The sequence below is a fragment of the Leucobacter ruminantium genome (genome assembly GCF_017565705.1).
Taxonomy (GTDB): domain Bacteria; phylum Actinomycetota; class Actinomycetes; order Actinomycetales; family Microbacteriaceae; genus Leucobacter; species Leucobacter ruminantium.
In genome coordinates this window covers 47,095-63,749 of sequence record NZ_JAGDYL010000018.1, presented here as the reverse complement: position 1 = coordinate 63,749, position 16,655 = coordinate 47,095, and the positions used below count along the sequence as shown (strand labels likewise).

Here is a 16,655-nt window from a genome sequence, read left to right as displayed (position 1 = left end):
GATGCCCGAGGAGCCTCTGGACGAGGCGCAGCGCGAGGAGGAGGACGCGACGCGCGTGGTTCCGTCGCGCCGCCCCGCCTCCGAGGAGGATGAGGCGACGCGGGTCGTGCCCCGCCGATCCGGCGCCGAGGAGGATGAGGCGACGAGGGTCGTCGCGCGCCGCGTCGAGGAAGAGGACGAGGACGATGCCACGCGGGTGTCGCCCCGCCGCCCCCGGGACGACGGGGACGCGACGCGCGTGGTCCCGCGGCGGCCCGCAGTCGACGAGGATGCCACGCGCATCGCCCCGCGTCGCCCCCGCTCGGGCGCTGCTCCCGACGCAGACGAGACCCGCGTCGCACCGCGGCGGCGCGTCGAAGAGCGCGGTGAGGCCGAGAGCGCTCGGCCGCTGGCGCAGCCGAGCGGCGGCGTCTCGGAACCGGTCGGGCGCGAGGGCGCGGGAGGCGCGCCTGCGGTGACGGGGCGAGGGATCCCTCGCGGATCCGAAACGCCCGCACCGCCGGTTCCGCCGCCTCCCGCACCGCCGGTCCCACCGCCCCCCGTCCCATCGCAGCCGCCCGCTCCACCCCTGCCGCAGGTCGACGGACAGACGGGCGACCTTCAGGCCGCGCTGCGGAACGCCGGCACGATCCCCCGGGTCTACGGCGCGCGGGCCACGACCACGGACGGCGGCCCTGCCGCGCCCGACGCCGTGCTGCAGCGCATCGGCCCGGCTCCCGAGGGCGAGGCGCCGCCCGCGATCGTGCGGCCGGACATGCCCTCGCTCGAGCGGCGGTTCGCACGGACGAGACTCGTCACGCTCGCCTGCTACGCCGCCGCCATCGCGGTCTCCGCCTGCGGGCTCTGGCTCATGGCGCGCCTCGCCTTCGCCTGATGACTGCTCCGGCTGGGCCGACGCCGGAATTCATGGCAGAGTTGTAGAGCTGAAACAGCGGCGTTCGCATAAGCAGAGGAACAGAGAATATGAACGGGACTCCGGCATCGGGCATGGACCCCTCCACCATCGTGATGATCTTCGGGATCTGGTCGATCGTCGGGATCGCCTTCTACGTGTGGTACCTGTGGGCGCTCTCGAAGCTCTTCCCGCGCATCGACCTGCCCTCGTCCCACGGCTGGATCCCCGTCTGGAACCAGTGGCAGCTCATCGGTCGCGCCGGCCTGCCCGGCTGGATGGTGCTGCTCGGCTTCGTGCCGGGCTTGAGCATCGTCGTGCTCGTCGTCTCGGTCATCGCGATCCACCGTCTCAACACCGAATACGGCAAGGGCGGCGGGTTCACGGTGCTCGGCGCCTTCATCCCGCCGCTGTGGGCCATGCTGCTCGCCACGCACATCGACGAGACCGGCAACGGCCCCGTCCGCTCCGCGTCGCCTCAGGCGTACGCCCCGCCCGGCTACGCCCCCGCGGCGCAGCAGCAGGCCGCGCCCGGATACGGGTACGAGATGCCGCCGGTGCCCGCGCAGGCGGTTCCCGGCTTCGCCGCGTCGCAGCCGGTGGCGTCGCAGCCGGTGGCGCCGCAACCCGTGGCGCATCAGGCGCCGTACTCGCAGGCGCCGGCCGCCCCTCAGGCCCCGTCCGTCCCGCAGGTCCCCTCCGTGCCGGCGGCTCCCCCCGCCCAGGCTGCGGCGCCGGCCGCGTCGCAGCAGCGCATCGCTCCGGTTCCGCCCGCCCCCGGGATGGTGCAGCAGGCCCAGTCTCAGTCGCCCGCGCAGCAGGCCCCCCAGCAGGCCCAGCAGCAGATGCATCAGCAGGGTGGGCCTCAGCAGCACGCGCCTCAGCAGGGTGCTGGGTCGCAGTCGCCGTGGGGATTCAGCAACACCACGGAGGACGCGTTCGAGCGTCTTGCGGCCCAGGGCGCGGGCCCGCAGCCCGAGACGCCGCTCGGCCACGTCGAGCCCCAGCGTCCCTTCTCGTGGCCCGGACCCGAGGAGTCGAGCGCACCCCGGCCCGAGTCGAGGGGCGCAGAGCGACCGTCAATGCCGACCGCCGCCCCCGCGGCCGATGCGCCGGCGACCGAGGCGCCCGCACCGGCCGTCTCAGCGCAGACCCCCTCGTCGTCTGCTGCGGAGGCGGTCGCGGCACCGTCGGAGACTCCCTCGCCCGGGTCGGCGAGCTCCTCTGCCCCGGCCGACGCGGGGCACGCCGACGAGCCCGAGGCGTCGATCTTCTCAGACAGCCGGTCCGACACCGCTTCCGCGCCCGTTGCTCCGGCCTCGCCCGATGCTCTCGCTTCCTCGGCTGCCGGGGCGGCTGCCGGGGTGGATGCCGCAGCCGCTGCCGGCACTCCGGTCGCGCCCCGCGCGGCGGCACCCGTCGACGACGATGAGGATGACCGCACGGTCGTCGTTCCCCGCCGCAAGCGCTGGGGCCTCGAACTGCCGGGCGGAGAGGTGCACGAGCTCGTCGGCGACGACGTCGTGGTCGGCCGCAAGCCCGACGCACCCGACGGCGCGTCCGTGCTGAAGATCATCGACCCCACGCGCACCCTCTCGAAGACGCACCTGCGCATGCGCCGCATCGGCGACCAGTGGACGGTCGAGGATCTGCAGTCGACGAACGGCGTCTCGGTCGCCGATGGCGACGAGCCGCTGCGGGTCATCGAGGCCGGCCGCGAGGTGGCCGTCTCCGAGCGGCTCGTGATCGGCACGCTCGAGGTCTCGCTCCGCGAGATCAAGTAGGGGCGCGGGCGCGCGCCCTCGTGAGGGCGTGCTGCACCCGCCCCGGCCTGGATCCCTCGCTCGGATCAGGCAGCTCATTCGGACCGGTCGCCCCGATCCCATCCGAATGGGCTGCCTGAACCGAATGAGGGAGCGCGCGTCGGAGCGCCTCAGCCCGCGACGGTGAGCCGCACCGACTCGAGCTGCTCCGCCCGAGTGGGAGCCGCGTGCACGGTGACGAGCTCGTCGGCGTCGGCGTGCTTCGCGAACGCCGCGAGTTCCGCGCGCACCCGCTCGGGACCGCCGATCGCGGTATAGCGCAGCATGCCGCGGATCTCGAGCCCGGCCGGGCTGTCCATGAGCTGCGCCGCCTCGGCCTCGGTGAGCTCGCGCTCTCGCCCGCGCGAGAGGAAGGCGCGCACGCGGGCGAGCTCGGCGCGCGCGAAGAGCGCTTCGGCAGCCTCGTCCGTCTCGGCGGCGACGACGTTGACGCCGGCACTGACGTAGGGCTGCGGGTGGGCCTCGCTCGGCACGTAGTGCGCCCGGTAGTGCGAGACGGCCGCCGTCAGCTGCTGCGGCGCGAAGTGCGAGGCGAACGAGTACGGGAGGCCGAGCTGCGCGGCGAGCGATGCGCCGAAGAGGCTGGAGCCGAGGATCGTGAGGGGCACGCGGGTGCCGTGCCCCGGGTAGGCGTTGACGGCCGTGCGCGGCAGCTCGTCGGAGAGGTAACGCTGCAGTTCCATGACGTCGCTCGGGAAGCGCTCAGCGGCCTCGTGGGTGCGCCGCAGCGCCCGGAAGGTCGCGCCGTCGGTGCCGGGTGCGCGCCCGAGGCCCAGGTGGATGCGCCCCGGGTGCAGCTCGGCGAGCGTGCCGAACTGCTCCGCGATCACGAGCGGCGAGTGGTTCGGCAGCATCACGCCGCCGGCGCCCAGACCGATGCTCTCGGTGTTGGCAGCGATGTGGGCGATGAGCACGGCCGTCGCGCTCGACGCGATCGTCGGCATGTTGTGGTGCTCGGCGTACCAGATGCGCTCGTAGCCGCCGCGCTCGGCGAGGCGGGCGACCTCGAGGGAGTGGTCGAAAGCCTCGCGGATCGTGCCTCCGGCTTCCACGGTGGCGAGGTCGAGGATGGAGAGCTTGGGCAGCGGGGAGGCGGTCATGTGCAGGTGCAACGGTGCGCGAGGGATCCCTATTCCGCGAGGGATCCCTCGCCGCTCCGCCGCGCCGGGTCCGCGGCTCCCTCGCGAACGAACACGCCGGGGGTGAGAGAAGCCTCCGGGAGGCACTCCCGGCGTGTCCTTTCACCCCCGGCGTGTTCGTTCACCCCGATACGTGCGGGGCGAGGGATCGGCCGGCGCGGACCCCTACTCGGGGTCGACGATGCTGAGCAGCAGGTGCCCGCTCGGCACGGTCTGGCCGATCGGGGCGTCGATGCCCTTCACGACGCCGTCGCGGTGCGCGTAGATCGACTGCTCCATCTTCATGGCCTCGAGCACGACCACGAGCTCGCCCTCCTTGACCTCCTGGCCCTCCTCGACCGCGAGCTTCACGACCGTGGCCTGCATGGGAGCCGCGACGGAGTCGCCGGTGGCCGAGGCCACGCCGGCGCCCTTCGCGCGCTTCGGGGCCGGCCCGCGGGTGACCTCCTGGTCCACGAGCGGCACGAGCGTGGCGGGCATGACGACCTCGATGCGGCGGCCGTCGACCTCGACCACGACGGTCTGGCGCTTCGGATCCTGCGCGATCGGGGGCACCTCGCCCTCCCACGGCTCGATGTCGTTGTCGAATTCGCTCTCGATCCACAGCGTGTAGACGCCGAAGCGCCCATCGGGCGCGGTGAAGGCGGGATCCCTCACGATCTTGCGGTGGAACGGAAGCACCGTGGGCAGACCCTGGATCTCGAACTCGTCGAGAGCGCGGCGGGAACGCTCGAGCGCGTCCTCGCGGGTAGCGCCGGTGACGATGAGCTTGCCGAGCATCGAGTCGAAGGAGCCCGAGATGACGTCGCCCGACTGCACGCCGGTGTCGATGCGCACGCCGGGGCCGAGCGGCGGCTTGAAGAGTGCGACGGGGCCGGGCGCGGGAAGAAAGCCGTTGCCGGGATCCTCGCCGTTCAGGCGGAACTCGAAGGAGTGCCCGTGCGATTCGGGGTCGTCGTAGTCGATGACGCCGCCCTCGGCGATGCGGAACTGCTCGCGCACGAGGTCGATGCCGGTGACCTCCTCGGAGACGCAGTGCTCGACCTGCAGGCGGGTGTTCACCTCGAGGAACGAGACCGTGCCGTCCTTCGCGACGAGGAACTCGCAGGTGCCGGCGCCGACGTAGCCGACCTCCTTGAGGATCGCCTTCGACGACGAGTAGAGCCGCTCGATCTGCTCGTCGGTGAGGAACGGCGCGGGCGCCTCCTCCACGAGCTTCTGATGGCGGCGCTGCAGCGAGCAGTCGCGCGTCGAGATGACGACGACGTTGCCGTGGCTGTCGGCCAGGCACTGCGTCTCGACGTGACGGGGCTTCTCGAGGTACTTCTCGACGAAGCACTCGCCGCGGCCGAACGCCGCGATGGCCTCGCGCGTGGCCGACTCGAAGAGTTCGGCGACCTCGTCGCGCTCGTACGCGACCTTGAGGCCGCGGCCGCCGCCGCCGAACGCCGCCTTGATCGCGATGGGCAGGCCGACCTGATCTGCGAAGGCGAGCACCTCTTCGGCGTCCTTCACCGGGTCGCTCGTGCCTGCGGCGAGGGGAGCACCGACCTTCTCGGCGACGTGGCGGGCGGAGACCTTGTCGCCCAGGCGTTCGATCGCCTCGGGGCTCGGACCGATCCAGGTGAGGCCGGCCGCGATGACGGCGCGAGCGAAGTCGGCGTTCTCCGCGAGGAAGCCGTAGCCGGGGTGCACGGCGTCGGCGCCGGCGCGGCGCGCGACGGCGAGGATCTTGTCGACCACGAGGTAGGTCTCGGCGCTCGTCGACCCGTTCAGGGCGTACGCCTCGTCGGCCAGCCGGGCGTGCATGGCGTCCCGATCCTGGTCTGCGTAGACGGCGACTGAGGCGATGCCGCTGTCTGCGGCGGCGCGGATGATGCGGACGGCGATTTCACCGCGGTTGGCGATGAGCACTTTACGAATGCGCGACATGGATTACAGCCTATTCCAGGATGGGGCCTCAGCCTTGGATATACGTCACAAAACTACCGGGGGATCGTTGCCGAAGGCCACAGCAGGGGCGAGGGATCCGGTTTCATCCCGAGACGCGAGCGGCCGCGAACGTCGTACGCGGGCGCTACTCTGGGGGCACCGCGACGACGCAGCGCGGACGCTTCGAGCGATGGAGGTTCGCATGGCCGGCAAGAACGAGATCGATACCCTGCTCGCGCAGGTGCCCGTGGGCGACCTCGCACAGCGATTCGGGGTCGACGAGAGCACGGTCGAGGCCGCGGTGCGACAGGCGCTGCCCGGTCTGCTCGGCGGCATGGCCGTCAACGCGAGCGACGATGACGGCGCCGACCGCCTCGCCCGCGCGGCGCGGCAGCACGAGCCCGCGGCGAAGCCCGGCGGCAGGCTCGATCTGCAGGCGATCGATACCGACGACGGGCAGAAGATCGTGAAGCACGTGCTGGGCGATAAGCAGGGCGAGGTCGCCCAGGCCCTCGGCTCGCACTCGGGGGATTCGACGATCGCCGACCTCATTCCGAAGCTGCTGCCGATCCTCGCGCCGATCATCATGCAGTTCCTGGCCGGGCGCCTCGGCGGCTCCGGCGGTTCGGGCGCCTCGGGGAGCACCGCCGGCTCCGGTGTCGGCGGAGTGCTCGGCGACCTGCTCGGAGGGCTGCTCGGTAGCGGTTCGAGCGGTTCGCGGAGCGGTTCGAACTCGGACGGCGGCCTCGGCGATCTGCTCGGGGGACTGCTGGGCGGCGGCTCCGGCACGTCGGGATCCGCGAAGTCGGGCTCCGGCAGCTCGGGCGGCGGTCTCGGCGATCTGCTGGGCGGGTTGCTCGGGCGCTAGCTCGGAGACCGGGAGTCGTGCCCGAGGGGCACTCTGTAGACTGTCAGCGTGGTGAATCCAGAGATCCAGGGACGGGTGTACCCGTCGACCGCTCCGTACCTCGTGGGCCGCGAGAAGGTGCGAGAGTTCGCTCGCGCCGTGTTCAGCGAGTCCCCGCTCCACCTCGACCCCGAGGCCGCGCGCGCCGCCGGCTACGGCGATGTGGTGGCGCCACCGACGTTCGCCGTGACCGTGCAGGAGGCGACGCTCGCGCAGCTGCTCGCCGACCCCGAGGCCGGAGTCGACTTCTCTCGCGTCGTGCACGGCGACCAGCGCTTCACCTATTCGAGGCCGATCGTCGCGGGCGACGAGCTGACCGCGACCCTCACGATCGCCGCGGTGAAGCAGCTCGGCGGTCACTCCATGGTCACGGCTTCGAGCGAGATCGTGGATGCGGCGGGCGAGCACGTGGTGACGGCGATCTCGACCCTCGTGGTCCGCGGAGAGGAATGAGCCCAGACATGAGCATCGCACCGAACTTCGCAGAGCTGACCGTCGGCGACGTGGTCGCCGAGCGCGAACTGCACCTCACCCGGGACAGCCTCGTGCGCTACGCCGGCGCCTCCGGCGACTTCAACCCGATCCACTACCGCGACGACGTGGCCCGGTCGGTGGGCCTGCCGGGCGTGCTCGCCCACGGCATGCTCACGATGGGCGTCGCGGGCTCGGTCGCCACCGATTGGCTCGGCACAGCGGGGAGCGTGGTCGACTACCAGTCGCGCTTCACCCGCCCCGTCCCCGTCGACGCCGAGCACGGAGCCGACATCACCGTGACCGCGACCGTCGGCGCGCTCGACGAGGCGCAGCGCACCGCCCGTCTCGATCTGAAGGTGGTCTTCGACGGCGCCACGGTGCTGGGCAAGGCCCAGCTCTCGGTGGCGTTCGCGTGATCCCTCGCGATGAGGTGAGCGCGACGACCCCGCTCGCCGAACTCACCACGATGCGCGTGGGCGGCCCCGCCGCCCGGCTGCTCGTCGCGCGCAGCGCCGATGAGCTCGTGGAGCGCGCGAACGAGCTCTGGGACGCGGAGGAGCCGTGGCTGCTGCTCGGCGGGGGCTCGAACACCGTCGTCTCCGACGAGGGCTTCCCCGGAACGGTTCTGCTCGTCGACTTCGACGGCGTCGAGCGGATCGAGACCGGCGAGGAGGCGCCGGGCACCGTGCGTCTTCGGGTGCAGGCCGGCCACGACTGGGACGCGCTCGTGGCCGAATGCGTGGAGCGCGGCTGGGCCGGCATCGAGGCGCTCTCGGGCATCCCGGGCTTCGCGGGCGCCGCCCCCGTGCAGAACATCGGCGCCTACGGCACCGAGCTCTCCGACGTGCTGCACTCGATCCGCTTCCTCGACCGCTTCGAAGGCGGGGTGCGCACGATCACGGCGGACGAGCTCGAGCTGAGCTACCGCGACTCGGCGATCAAGCGCGGCCTCGAGGGCGTCGTGCTCTCGATCGATCTGGTGCTCGGCGAGGGATCGCGGCGCGGCAGGCACGGCGACGGCGAGGGGCCCGTGCTCTCCGCACCGATCGCCTACGCGCAGCTCGCGAATGCGCTCGGCGTCGAGCTCGGCGCGCGCGTGCCGCTCGCGGACGTGCGCCGGGAGGTGCTGCGGCTGCGGGCCTCGAAGGGCATGGTGCTCGACCCCGCGGATCACGACACCTGGAGCTCCGGCTCCTTCTTCACGAACCCGATCGTCAGCGAGCGCTTCGCGCGCACGCTTCCCGAGCACGCCCCGCGCTTCCCCGTGGACCAGGTCGACCCGGCACCGGCCGTGACGAGCCTCGAGGAGATCGCAGCAGGCCTGCCCCTGCGCGTACCGCCGCCCGCCCCCGAGCCGAAGGTGAAGCTCTCAGCGGCCTGGCTCATCGAGCACTCCGGCATCGGGCGCGGTTTCCGGCTGCCGGGGTCCGGCGCCGCCATCTCGTCGAAGCACACGCTCGCGATCACCAACCGCGGCGGCGCCACGGCCGCGCAGGTCGCGGAGCTCGGCCGTTTTGTGGTGCAGCGCGTGCGGCAGGAGTTCGGCGTGGTGCTCGTGCCCGAGCCGAACCTGTACGGCCTGGAGATCTAGCGGTCCCGATGATCGCGTGTGACGAGATCGCGAGGGATCGGGAGCTTCGCGTATGAGGATTCAGATCGTGGGCCGCGGGCGTATGGCGACCGCGCTCGAGGCCGCGCTCGCCGGCGGGCCGGCGGGTGAGGTCGAGCTGCTGCCCCTCGGTGGACGCGGCACCGACGGAGCCGGCAGCGACGCGGTGCTGCTCGCGGTTCCCGACGCCGAGATCGCGAAGGCTGCGCGAGGGATCCGCCCCGGCCCGCTCGTCGGGCACTGCTCGGGCGCGACCGGCCTCGACGCGCTCGCACCCCACGAGGCCTTCTCGCTGCACCCGCTGCTGACCGTGGTCGGGCCCGGCGCGCGCTTCGAAGGCGCATCGGCGGCCGTCGACGGCACGACGCCGCGATCCCTCGCCCTCGCGGAGCGGCTCGCCGAGCTGCTCGGACTCGAGGCGTTCAGGGTCGCGGGTCGCGACCGTGCCGCCTATCACGCGGCGGCCTCGATCGCGTCGAACTTCCTCGTGACCGTCGAGGGGTTCGCGGCCGATCTCGCGGGGACGGCCGGCGTGCCGCGCCGCGCGCTCGTGCCGCTCGTGCGCGCCGCCGTGCAGAACTGGGCCGAGCTCGGTGCGGCCGATGCCCTCACCGGCCCCGTCGCGCGGGGCGACGCGGCGACGGTGCAGCGGCAGCGAGACGCCGTGCGCGAGCGCATGCCCGAGCGGCTGGCGCTGTTCGACGCGCTCGTCTCGGCGACCGAGGACCTGGCGGCGTTGGCCGCGACGAAGGAGGAGCCGTGAGAATCATCCGCACCGTGTCGGCTCTGCGCGAGGCACTGGGGCGGGCCAGGTCGGGGGGAGCGGCCTCGGTCGGCTTCGTGCCGACCATGGGCGCCCTGCACGAGGGCCACCTCTCGCTCATGCGCGCGGCGCGGGAGGAGAACGATCTCGTCGTCGTCTCGATCTTCGTGAACCCGAAGCAGTTCGAGGAGGCCGCCGACCTCGCCGCCTACCCGCGCCAGGAGCGGCACGACGCCGAGCTCGCAGCCAGCGCGGGCGTCGACCTGATCTTCGCGCCCGACGCCGACGAGCTCTATCCGGCGGGTTTCGCCACCACCGTGAGCGTTTCGGGGACGATCGCCGAGACCCTGGAGGGCGCCGCGCGCGGCACGGGGCACTTCGACGGGGTCGCCACCGTCGTCGCGAAACTGCTCATCGCCGTGATGCCCGAGAACGCCTACTTCGGCCGCAAGGACGCCCAACAGCTCGTCGTGGTGCGTCGTATGGTCGCGGACCTCGGGCTGCCCGTGCGCATCGTCGGCTGCCCGACCGAGCGGGAGCCCGACGGCCTTGCGCTCTCGAGTCGCAACGTGCGCCTCGACGGCGAGGCCAGGGCGCGCGCGGCCGCGATCCCTCGCGCCCTCGCGCTCGCGGAGAGCCTCGTCGCAGACGGCGAACGCAGCGCCGATGTCGTCGGGCGGGCCGTCGCGGAGACGCTCGCCGAGAGCGGGGTGGAGCCCGAGTACATCGCCCTCGTCGACCCCGTCGGCTTCGAAACGGTGGAGAATATCGATCAACCGGTGCTGTGCGCCGTCGCCGCCCGTGTCGGCGGCGTGCGCCTCATCGACAACACGACGCTGAGCGTCGGAGGAACGACGGCGCGCGGCGCCGGGGAATGAGCGAGATGACCAAGATCACGATTCCGGCACTCATGCAGTCGAAGGCCGAGCGGAAGCCGATCGTCATGGTGACGGCGTACGACTACCCGGGTGCGCGCGCCGCCGAGCGGGCCGGCGTCGACATGGTGCTCGTCGGGGATTCCGGCGCGCAGGTGGTGCTCGGCCACGAGTCCACCGTCTCGGTGACGACCGACGAACTGCTGGTGCTCGCCAAGGCCGTGCGTCGAGGCACCGAGACCGCGTTCATGGTGTGCGACGTGCCCTTCGGCTCCACCGAGCTGTCCGACGAGCAGGCCGTCGCGACCGCAGTGCGCTTCGTCAAGGAGGCCGGCGCCGACGGTATCAAGATCGAGGGCGGGGGAGAGCCCCAGTTGAGCCGCGTACGCGCGATCGTCGCGGCGGGTATCCCCGTGGTGGGACACGTGGGGCTCACCCCGCAGACGGCGACCGCGCTCGGCGGGCTGCGCGCCCAGGGTCGCACGATCGCGAGCGCGAGGCGCGTCGTGCGCGAGGCGATCGCCGTGCAGGAGGCCGGAGCCTTCTGCGTGGTCGTCGAGGCAGTGCCCGCCGAGATCGTCGAGTTGCTGCGCGATGAGCTGCGCATCCCGATCATCGGGATCGGGGCGGGTCCCGCCGACGGTCAGGTGCTCGTGCTGCACGACCTCATCGGTTTCACCGAGGGGCAGGCGGCGAAGTTCGTGAAGCGCTACGGCACGATCGGCGAAGACACGACCGCCGCGATCGCCGCCTACGCCGACGAGGTGCGCTCGGGAGTCTTCCCCGGCCCCGAGCACTGCTACGCAGCCAGCGACGACGCGGTGGAGGCTGCCCGGGCCGCGCTGGGTTTCGCGTAGGGGTTTGCCGCTCCCTCGGTTTCCGCTCGCTCAACCGGCTGCTGCGACGCGGTCGAGCGCCCCGCGCAGGTCGCGGATCAGATCCTCGGCCGACTCCAGCCCGATCGACAGCCGCAGCAGGCCCGGCGTGATGCCGAGCCGCTCGTTGATCTCGGGCGCGAAGGAGCCGTGCGTGGAGGTGCCGGGGTGCAGCACCATGGAGCGGGTGTCGCCGATGCCGGTCATGCGCGAGAACACGCGGAGGCCGTTCACGAAGGCGCGCGCCCCGTCGATCCCTCCCCGCACCGTGACGCCGAACACCGATCCGGTCCTGCCGTAGCCGGCGTCGTCGGCGCCGTAGTCGCGCGCCGCGAGGGCGTGCAGCGGGTTCGACGGGAGGCCGGCGTAGTCGACCGAGAGCACTTCGGGCTGCTCCTCGAGCCAGGCCGCGATCCTGATCGACGATGAGACGTGTCGCTCCATACGCAGCGACAGGGTCTCCATGCCCTGATGCAGCAGGAACCCGTGCAGCGGCGAGAGCGTCGGGCCGATGTCGTTGACGACCGATTCCCGCGCGGCCCGCGCGAAGGCGCCCGCGCCGAAGCGCTCGAGCATCGGGGCGACGCCGGGCCTGGCCGACTGCGTGATGAGCGGGTAGGAGCGCCCGGCGCGCTCCGCGGCCTCCCAGTCGAAGTTGCCGCCGTCGACCACGGCTCCGCCGACCGCGGCGCCGTGGCCGGTGAGGAACTTGGTCGTCGAGTGCACGATGATGTTCGCGCCGTGCTCGAAGGGCCTGATGAGCGCGGGTGTGCCGACGGTGTTGTCGACGATGACCGGCAGGTGATGGCGGGCGGCGACCTCTGCGATGCGCCGCAGATCGGTGATGTCGTTGCGCGGGTTCGGGATGGTCTCCGTGTAGATCGCCTTCGTCTCGGGGCGGATCGCCCGCTCCCACTCCGCGTCGTCGTCCGCGTCCCACACGTAGTCGAAGTCGATCCCGAAGCGGCGGAAGCTGCGGCCGAAGAGGATGCGCGTGCCGCCGTAGATCGAACCCGTCGACACGATGTGGTCGCCCTGCTGCGCGAGGGTGAGCAGCGCGGCCGTGATCGCGGCCTGACCGCTCGCGACCGCGACGGACACCTTGCCGCCCTCGAGCGAGGCGAGCCGCTCCTCGGCCACCCAGTTCGTCGGGTTTCCCTGCCGGCTGTAGATGGGAGCATGTTCGCTGGGGGACGGGGCGAAGCCCCGGCCGCGAACTGCTCCGGCCTCACCAGGCCGATGCTCACTGGGCGACAGGGCGAAGCCCTGGTGGTGAGCCGCGCGGGCCTCACCAGGCCCGTGCTCGCTGGGGGAGAAGCCGTCGGGATCGTCGTGCCCGGCGTGCTCGTCGACGCGCCAGTGGATGCTGCCGTCGAAGCGGCTCACCTGATCGTCGAAGTCGTCGAAGAGGTAGCCGGCGGAGAGCGCGATCGGCGGGATGCGGAGCCCGCTGTTCCTGTCGGGGTACTCGCCGGCGTGCACCTGGCGGGTGTCGAATCCGAAGCCGTCCCAGTCGTAGACGGGCGGCGCGGCGGTGTGCTCGGTCACGGGGTCTCCTTCGGTGCCGACGGCAGGATGGCGGCTATGCGGTCCACGGCCTCGCGGATCGTGTCGGGCGCGCACGCCAGGTTGAGGCGCACGTGCCCTCCGCCCCCGGCCCCGAAGTGCGAGCCGTCGCCGAGCGCGACGCGGGCGTCCTCGAGGATGCGGGCGTGCGGGTGCTCGCCCAGGCCGGCCTCGCGGAAGTCGAGCCAGGCGAGGTAACCGGCGTCGGGGCGCGTGTGCCGCACACCGGGCAGCCGGTCCCTCACGAGATCGGCGAGCAGGGCGTCGTTGGCCTCGACCTGCGCGACGGCGCGGTCGAGCCAGCCGCGGGCGTCGCGGAACGCCGCGACGCCCGCGTGCAGGCCGAGAATGCTCGCGCGGCAGGCCACCTCGGGAGGAAGACGGCGCAGCGTCTCGTTCGTCCGATCGTCGGCCGCGACGAGCACCGAGCATTTCGTCCCCGCGAGGTTCCACCCCTTGCTCGCGGAGGTCGCGGTGACCGCGAGAGCTCCGGCCTCCGCGGCGAGAGGCGCGAACGGCGCGAAGGACGAGCCCCGGTGCGTCAGCGGCGCGTGGATCTCGTCGGAGATCACGAGCACGTCGTGCGCCGCGGCGAGGCGCGCGAGCTCGGCGAGCTCATCGTTCGTGTGCACGGTGCCGTGCGGGTTGTGCGGGTTGCAGAGCAGGAACGCGTCGATGCCATCGGCGAATGCGCGGGCGATCGCCTCGAGGTCGAGGCGGGCTGGTGCGATCGATGAGGGATCGCCGACGTCGGCCGCAGCCGCCGCGGGGGCCGGGGCGAGCGGGATCTCGACGACCTCGAACGGCACCTCGTCGAGCATCTCGAAGAAGCTCGGATAGACCGGCACCGGGAGGGCGATCCGCCCGCCCCCCGGCCGGAAGACGCGGAGCGCCTCGACGATGCCCGTGGCGACGTCGGTCGCGAGGTGCACCCGCTCGTGCGGCACCTCCCAGCGCCAGCGATCCCTCGCGAAGTCGGCGAACGCCTCGGCCAGCGGGCCCGCGGCATCGAGGTAGCCGGTGTCGGAGGCCAGCACTCGGTCGACGACGGCGCGCTGCACGACGGGAGAGACCGTGAAATCCATCTCGGCGACGAAGAGGGGCAGCACATCGGCCGGGTATCTGGTCCACTTGAGGCTCGTGCGCTGCGCGCGCAGCAGCGAGGGATCGAGCTCCGTGAACGGCACCCCGCTCGGATCGACGGCGTTCAGCCGGATGCCGCGCGGCGCGGCGGCCGGCGCCCCGGCACAGTCGTGATCGCTCATGCCCCCATGCTCTCGCGCGCCATCGGCGCCCCGCGAGCCGGCAAGTAAGACGGCGTCACACTCCCGGCGCGGCGGGATCCGCGCTAGATCCGACCGCGGTTGCGCCTCCGCACCTCGCGCGGCGGCTTGGCACCCGCGAACGAGGTCGCGGAGTCGACGACGAAGCCCTGACGCAGCGCCTCGCGCCCGACGAGCATGCGGAAGACCATCTCGTCGCGGTCGGTGAGCGTCACCTCGGTGCTGATCCGCCGCCCGACGATCTCGAGGTCGGTGAGCACCACGAGCCGCTCCTGGGCGTGCCCCGACGAGCTGCGCACCGTGCGCCGATCGTGCAGCGGTAGTTCGACCTGCGCGGCGTCGGCGTCGTTCCGCTGCCAGGGGTGCACCGTGAAGCGCACCCACGACTCGCCGTCGCGCTCGAACTCGGCGATCCCGGTCGCGTGCAGCGCCGAGGTCTGTGCGCCGGTGTCCACCTTCGCCTTGATCCACGGAACCCCGATCCCGGGGAGCGACACCCATTCACGCCACCCCGTGAGGGTGCTTGAATGGTGGGGTACGGTCACGCATCTATCTTGGCAGGATTCCACGGTGAAACTCGCGATTCTTTCGCGCGCCCCACAGGCGTACTCGACCCAGCGGTTGCAGGCAGCGGCCGAGCAGCGCGGGCACAGCATCAAGGTGCTCAACACGCTGCGCTTCGCCATCGACCTGGCGGGGGACGAGCCGGATCTGCTCTACCGCGGCAAGCAGCTCGGAGACTACGACGCGATCCTGCCCCGCATCGGAAACTCCATCACCTACTTCGGTACCGCCGTCGTGCGGCAGTTCGAGCAGATGGATGTCTACACCCCCAACACCGCCGCGGGCATCTCGAACGCCCGCGACAAGCTGCGCGCGATCCAGATCCTCTCCCGCCACAACATCGACATGCCCGCCACCGCGTTCGTGCGAAATCGCGCAGATGTGCGCCCCGCGATCGAGAGCGTCGGCGGCGCGCCGGTCGTCATCAAGCTGCTCGAGGGGACGCAGGGCATCGGGGTGATCCTCGCCCCGCAGGTCAAGGTCGCCGAGGCGATCATCGAGACGCTGCACTCGACCCGCCAGAACGTGCTCATCCAGCGCTTCGTCTCGGAGAGCCGCGGCCGCGACGTGCGCGCCCTCGTCGTGGGCGACCGTGTGGTCGCGGCGATGCGCCGCATCGCCTCGGGCGACGAGTTCCGCTCGAACGTGCACCGCGGCGGCACGGTGGAGGCCGTGCAGTTGGATCCGGCATACGAGCAGGCCGCTGTGCGCTCCGCGCAGATCATGGGCCTGCGCGTCGCGGGTGTCGACATGCTCGAGGGCGATGAGGGTCCCCTCGTGATGGAGGTGAACTCCTCGCCCGGGCTGCAGGGGATCGAGGCCGCCACGGGACTCGACGTGGCCGGTGCGATCATCGACTACATCGCGAACCAGGTCGACTTCCCCGAGATCGACGTGCGACAGCGGCTGTCGGTGTCGACGGGCTACGGCGTCGCGGAGCTCACGATGCACGGCTCGGAGCACGTGGGCAAGACGCTCGGGGAGCTCGGGCTCTGGGACCGCGACATCACCGTGCTCACCCTGCACCGCGGTGTGCAGGTGATCCCGAACCCTCGCAAGCACGTGGTACTCGAGGCCGAGGATCGCCTGCTGTGCTTCGGGAAGCTCGAGGAGATGCGCTCGATGATCCCGGAGCGGCGGCGCCGACGCGCGCGTGTGCGCAAGCTGCCGAAGTCGGCTCAGGATCTCGCCGAGGGGTGAGGGATCGGCTCCGCCGGCTCAGTCGGCGGGGCCGCGCTCCGCGGTGAGCTGGAATTCGACGGCGCCGGACGGCTCGACCTGCACGAAGCCGAGGCTCGGCGCCTGCACGCCGAAGTCGGCGAACACGATCGGGATCGACCCCGCGATCTCGGCCACGCGGCCGTCGCTGCGCACCGAGACGTCGGCGGTGACGGAGCGGGTGACGCCCGCGATCGTGAGGTCGCCCACCGCCTGCGCCTGCACGACCTCGCCCGTCGCGGGCACGGAGGCGAGCTCGACGGGCGTCGTCAGCTCGAAGGTCGCGGTCGGGAACTCGTCGGCGCGCATCGCCTGATCTCGGAAGTAGGCGTCGCGCGACGAGTTGTCGGTGGCGATCGAGGCGACGTCGACCGTCAGCCTCGCCGCGTCGAGCGAACGGCCCGAATCCGCGATCGTGAAGGTGCCCGTCACGTCGGAGGTGCGCCCCGTCACCGTCACGTCGGTTCCGTTCAGCACCTCGTCGACCCGGTAGCCCGCCTCCGATCCCTCGCCCACCGACCACTCGCCGGCGAGGTCGGCGGGGTCGAGGGCGGCGCCGTCGCGCGAGAGCACGCTCTCGTCGGCGCCGAGGCTGGGCGCTTCGGCAGCGGGTGCCGCGATGAGGTCGCGGTACACGATCGGCCCCGCGATGGCGGCGACCGCGATGAGCGCGAGCACGCCGACGCCGGAGGCGACGAGGATCTTCTGAGACTTTCGCAAGCGGGGCTCCTGGGC

General features: G+C 72.1%; 16 protein-coding genes. 10 read left to right on the top strand and 6 right to left on the bottom strand.

Features of this window, described 5'->3' with window-relative positions; all coding sequences use genetic code 11:
- Nucleotide 1 precedes the first annotated feature (1 nt).
- Complete coding sequence (locus J4H91_RS10645) at nt 2-874, top strand: hypothetical protein (protein ID WP_208046239.1); 873 nt, start codon at nt 2-4, stop codon at nt 872-874.
- A gap of 89 nt (nt 875-963) precedes the next feature.
- On the top strand, nt 964-2,676 hold the full coding sequence (locus tag J4H91_RS10640; RefSeq protein ID WP_208046238.1) for a DUF5684 domain-containing protein: 1,713 nt from the start codon (nt 964-966) through the stop codon (nt 2,674-2,676).
- A gap of 149 nt (nt 2,677-2,825) precedes the next feature.
- On the opposite strand, the gene J4H91_RS10635 is transcribed toward J4H91_RS10640, so the two are convergent.
- Both J4H91_RS10635 and J4H91_RS10630 read right to left on the bottom strand, forming a co-directional pair.
- A complete protein-coding gene (locus tag J4H91_RS10635) occupies nt 2,826-3,815 on the bottom strand; it encodes an LLM class flavin-dependent oxidoreductase (protein ID WP_208046237.1) in 990 nt (329 codons plus the stop codon).
- A gap of 204 nt (nt 3,816-4,019) precedes the next feature.
- The gene (locus J4H91_RS10630) at nt 4,020-5,786 is read right to left on the bottom strand and encodes an acetyl/propionyl/methylcrotonyl-CoA carboxylase subunit alpha (protein ID WP_208046236.1); all 1,767 of its coding nucleotides are present in this window, start codon (nt 5,784-5,786) and stop codon (nt 4,020-4,022) included.
- A 202-nt stretch (nt 5,787-5,988) separates the two neighbouring features.
- On the opposite strand from J4H91_RS10630, the gene J4H91_RS10625 reads away from it, so the two are divergent.
- Genes J4H91_RS10625 through panB form a run of 7 tightly spaced genes read left to right on the top strand, consistent with a single transcriptional unit; the run spans nt 5,989 to nt 11,271 of the window.
- Nucleotides 5,989-6,654: a DUF937 domain-containing protein gene (locus J4H91_RS10625; protein ID WP_208046235.1), complete on the top strand. Its 666-nt coding sequence runs from the start codon at nt 5,989-5,991 to the stop codon at nt 6,652-6,654.
- A 48-nt stretch (nt 6,655-6,702) separates the two neighbouring features.
- The gene (locus J4H91_RS10620; RefSeq protein ID WP_208046234.1) at nt 6,703-7,146 is read left to right on the top strand and encodes an FAS1-like dehydratase domain-containing protein; all 444 of its coding nucleotides are present in this window, start codon (nt 6,703-6,705) and stop codon (nt 7,144-7,146) included.
- An 8-nt stretch (nt 7,147-7,154) separates the two neighbouring features.
- Nucleotides 7,155-7,583 carry a MaoC/PaaZ C-terminal domain-containing protein gene (locus J4H91_RS10615; RefSeq protein ID WP_208046233.1) on the top strand — a complete coding sequence of 143 codons (429 nt, stop codon included), beginning with the start codon at nt 7,155-7,157 and terminating at the stop codon, nt 7,581-7,583.
- On the top strand, nt 7,580-8,758 hold the full coding sequence (locus tag J4H91_RS10610) for a UDP-N-acetylmuramate dehydrogenase (protein ID WP_341783520.1): 1,179 nt from the start codon (nt 7,580-7,582) through the stop codon (nt 8,756-8,758). Before J4H91_RS10615 ends, J4H91_RS10610 begins: the two co-directional genes overlap by 4 nt.
- Before the next feature lie 52 nt (nt 8,759-8,810).
- Entirely contained in the window at nt 8,811-9,539 is a 729-nt protein-coding gene (locus tag J4H91_RS10605; protein WP_208046232.1) for a Rossmann-like and DUF2520 domain-containing protein, read from the top strand.
- Entirely contained in the window at nt 9,536-10,417 is an 882-nt protein-coding gene (gene panC / locus J4H91_RS10600; RefSeq protein ID WP_208046231.1) for a pantoate--beta-alanine ligase, read from the top strand. The genes J4H91_RS10605 and panC overlap by 4 nt, the downstream gene beginning before the upstream one ends.
- Nucleotides 10,418-10,422: 5 nt before the next feature.
- On the top strand, nt 10,423-11,271 hold the full coding sequence (panB, locus tag J4H91_RS10595) for a 3-methyl-2-oxobutanoate hydroxymethyltransferase (protein WP_208046230.1): 849 nt from the start codon (nt 10,423-10,425) through the stop codon (nt 11,269-11,271).
- A 30-nt stretch (nt 11,272-11,301) separates the two neighbouring features.
- Here the strand turns inward: panB and J4H91_RS10590 are convergent, their stop codons facing one another.
- The 3 genes from J4H91_RS10590 to J4H91_RS10580 form a co-directional block, all read right to left on the bottom strand.
- On the bottom strand, nt 11,302-12,837 hold the full coding sequence (locus J4H91_RS10590; RefSeq protein WP_208046229.1) for a PLP-dependent transferase: 1,536 nt from the start codon (nt 12,835-12,837) through the stop codon (nt 11,302-11,304).
- Entirely contained in the window at nt 12,834-14,120 is a 1,287-nt protein-coding gene (locus J4H91_RS10585; protein WP_208046228.1) for a MalY/PatB family protein, read from the bottom strand. The genes J4H91_RS10590 and J4H91_RS10585 overlap by 4 nt, the downstream gene beginning before the upstream one ends.
- 83 nt (nt 14,121-14,203) lie before the next feature.
- Nucleotides 14,204-14,683 carry an ATP-dependent zinc protease family protein gene (locus tag J4H91_RS10580; protein WP_341783519.1) on the bottom strand — a complete coding sequence of 160 codons (480 nt, stop codon included), beginning with the start codon at nt 14,681-14,683 and terminating at the stop codon, nt 14,204-14,206.
- Nucleotides 14,684-14,708: 25 nt separating this feature from the next.
- On the opposite strand from J4H91_RS10580, the gene J4H91_RS10575 reads away from it, so the two are divergent.
- Entirely contained in the window at nt 14,709-15,902 is a 1,194-nt protein-coding gene (locus J4H91_RS10575; protein WP_208046227.1) for a RimK family alpha-L-glutamate ligase, read from the top strand.
- Nucleotides 15,903-15,920: 18 nt separating this feature from the next.
- On the opposite strand, the gene J4H91_RS10570 is transcribed toward J4H91_RS10575, so the two are convergent.
- Nucleotides 15,921-16,640 (bottom strand): YceI family protein, encoded by a 720-nt coding sequence (locus tag J4H91_RS10570; protein WP_208046226.1) that lies wholly within the window; start codon nt 16,638-16,640, stop codon nt 15,921-15,923.
- Nucleotides 16,641-16,655: the final 15 nt, after the last annotated feature.

Bases quoted from the DNA above. Each gene is read 5' to 3' on its own strand.
- J4H91_RS10645 (WP_208046239.1), top strand. From the start codon at position 2: ATGCCCGAGGAGCCTCTGGACGAGGCGCAGCGCGAGGAGGAGGACGCG.
- J4H91_RS10640 (WP_208046238.1), top strand. From the start codon at position 964: ATGAACGGGACTCCGGCATCGGGCATGGACCCCTCCACCATCGTGATG.
- J4H91_RS10635 (WP_208046237.1), bottom strand. From the start codon at position 3,815: ATGACCGCCTCCCCGCTGCCCAAGCTCTCCATCCTCGACCTCGCCACC.
- J4H91_RS10630 (WP_208046236.1), bottom strand. From the start codon at position 5,786: ATGTCGCGCATTCGTAAAGTGCTCATCGCCAACCGCGGTGAAATCGCC.
- J4H91_RS10625 (WP_208046235.1), top strand. From the start codon at position 5,989: ATGGCCGGCAAGAACGAGATCGATACCCTGCTCGCGCAGGTGCCCGTG.
- J4H91_RS10615 (WP_208046233.1), top strand. From the start codon at position 7,155: ATGAGCATCGCACCGAACTTCGCAGAGCTGACCGTCGGCGACGTGGTC.
- J4H91_RS10605 (WP_208046232.1), top strand. From the start codon at position 8,811: ATGAGGATTCAGATCGTGGGCCGCGGGCGTATGGCGACCGCGCTCGAG.
- panB (WP_208046230.1), top strand. From the start codon at position 10,423: ATGACCAAGATCACGATTCCGGCACTCATGCAGTCGAAGGCCGAGCGG.
- J4H91_RS10585 (WP_208046228.1), bottom strand. From the start codon at position 14,120: ATGAGCGATCACGACTGTGCCGGGGCGCCGGCCGCCGCGCCGCGCGGC.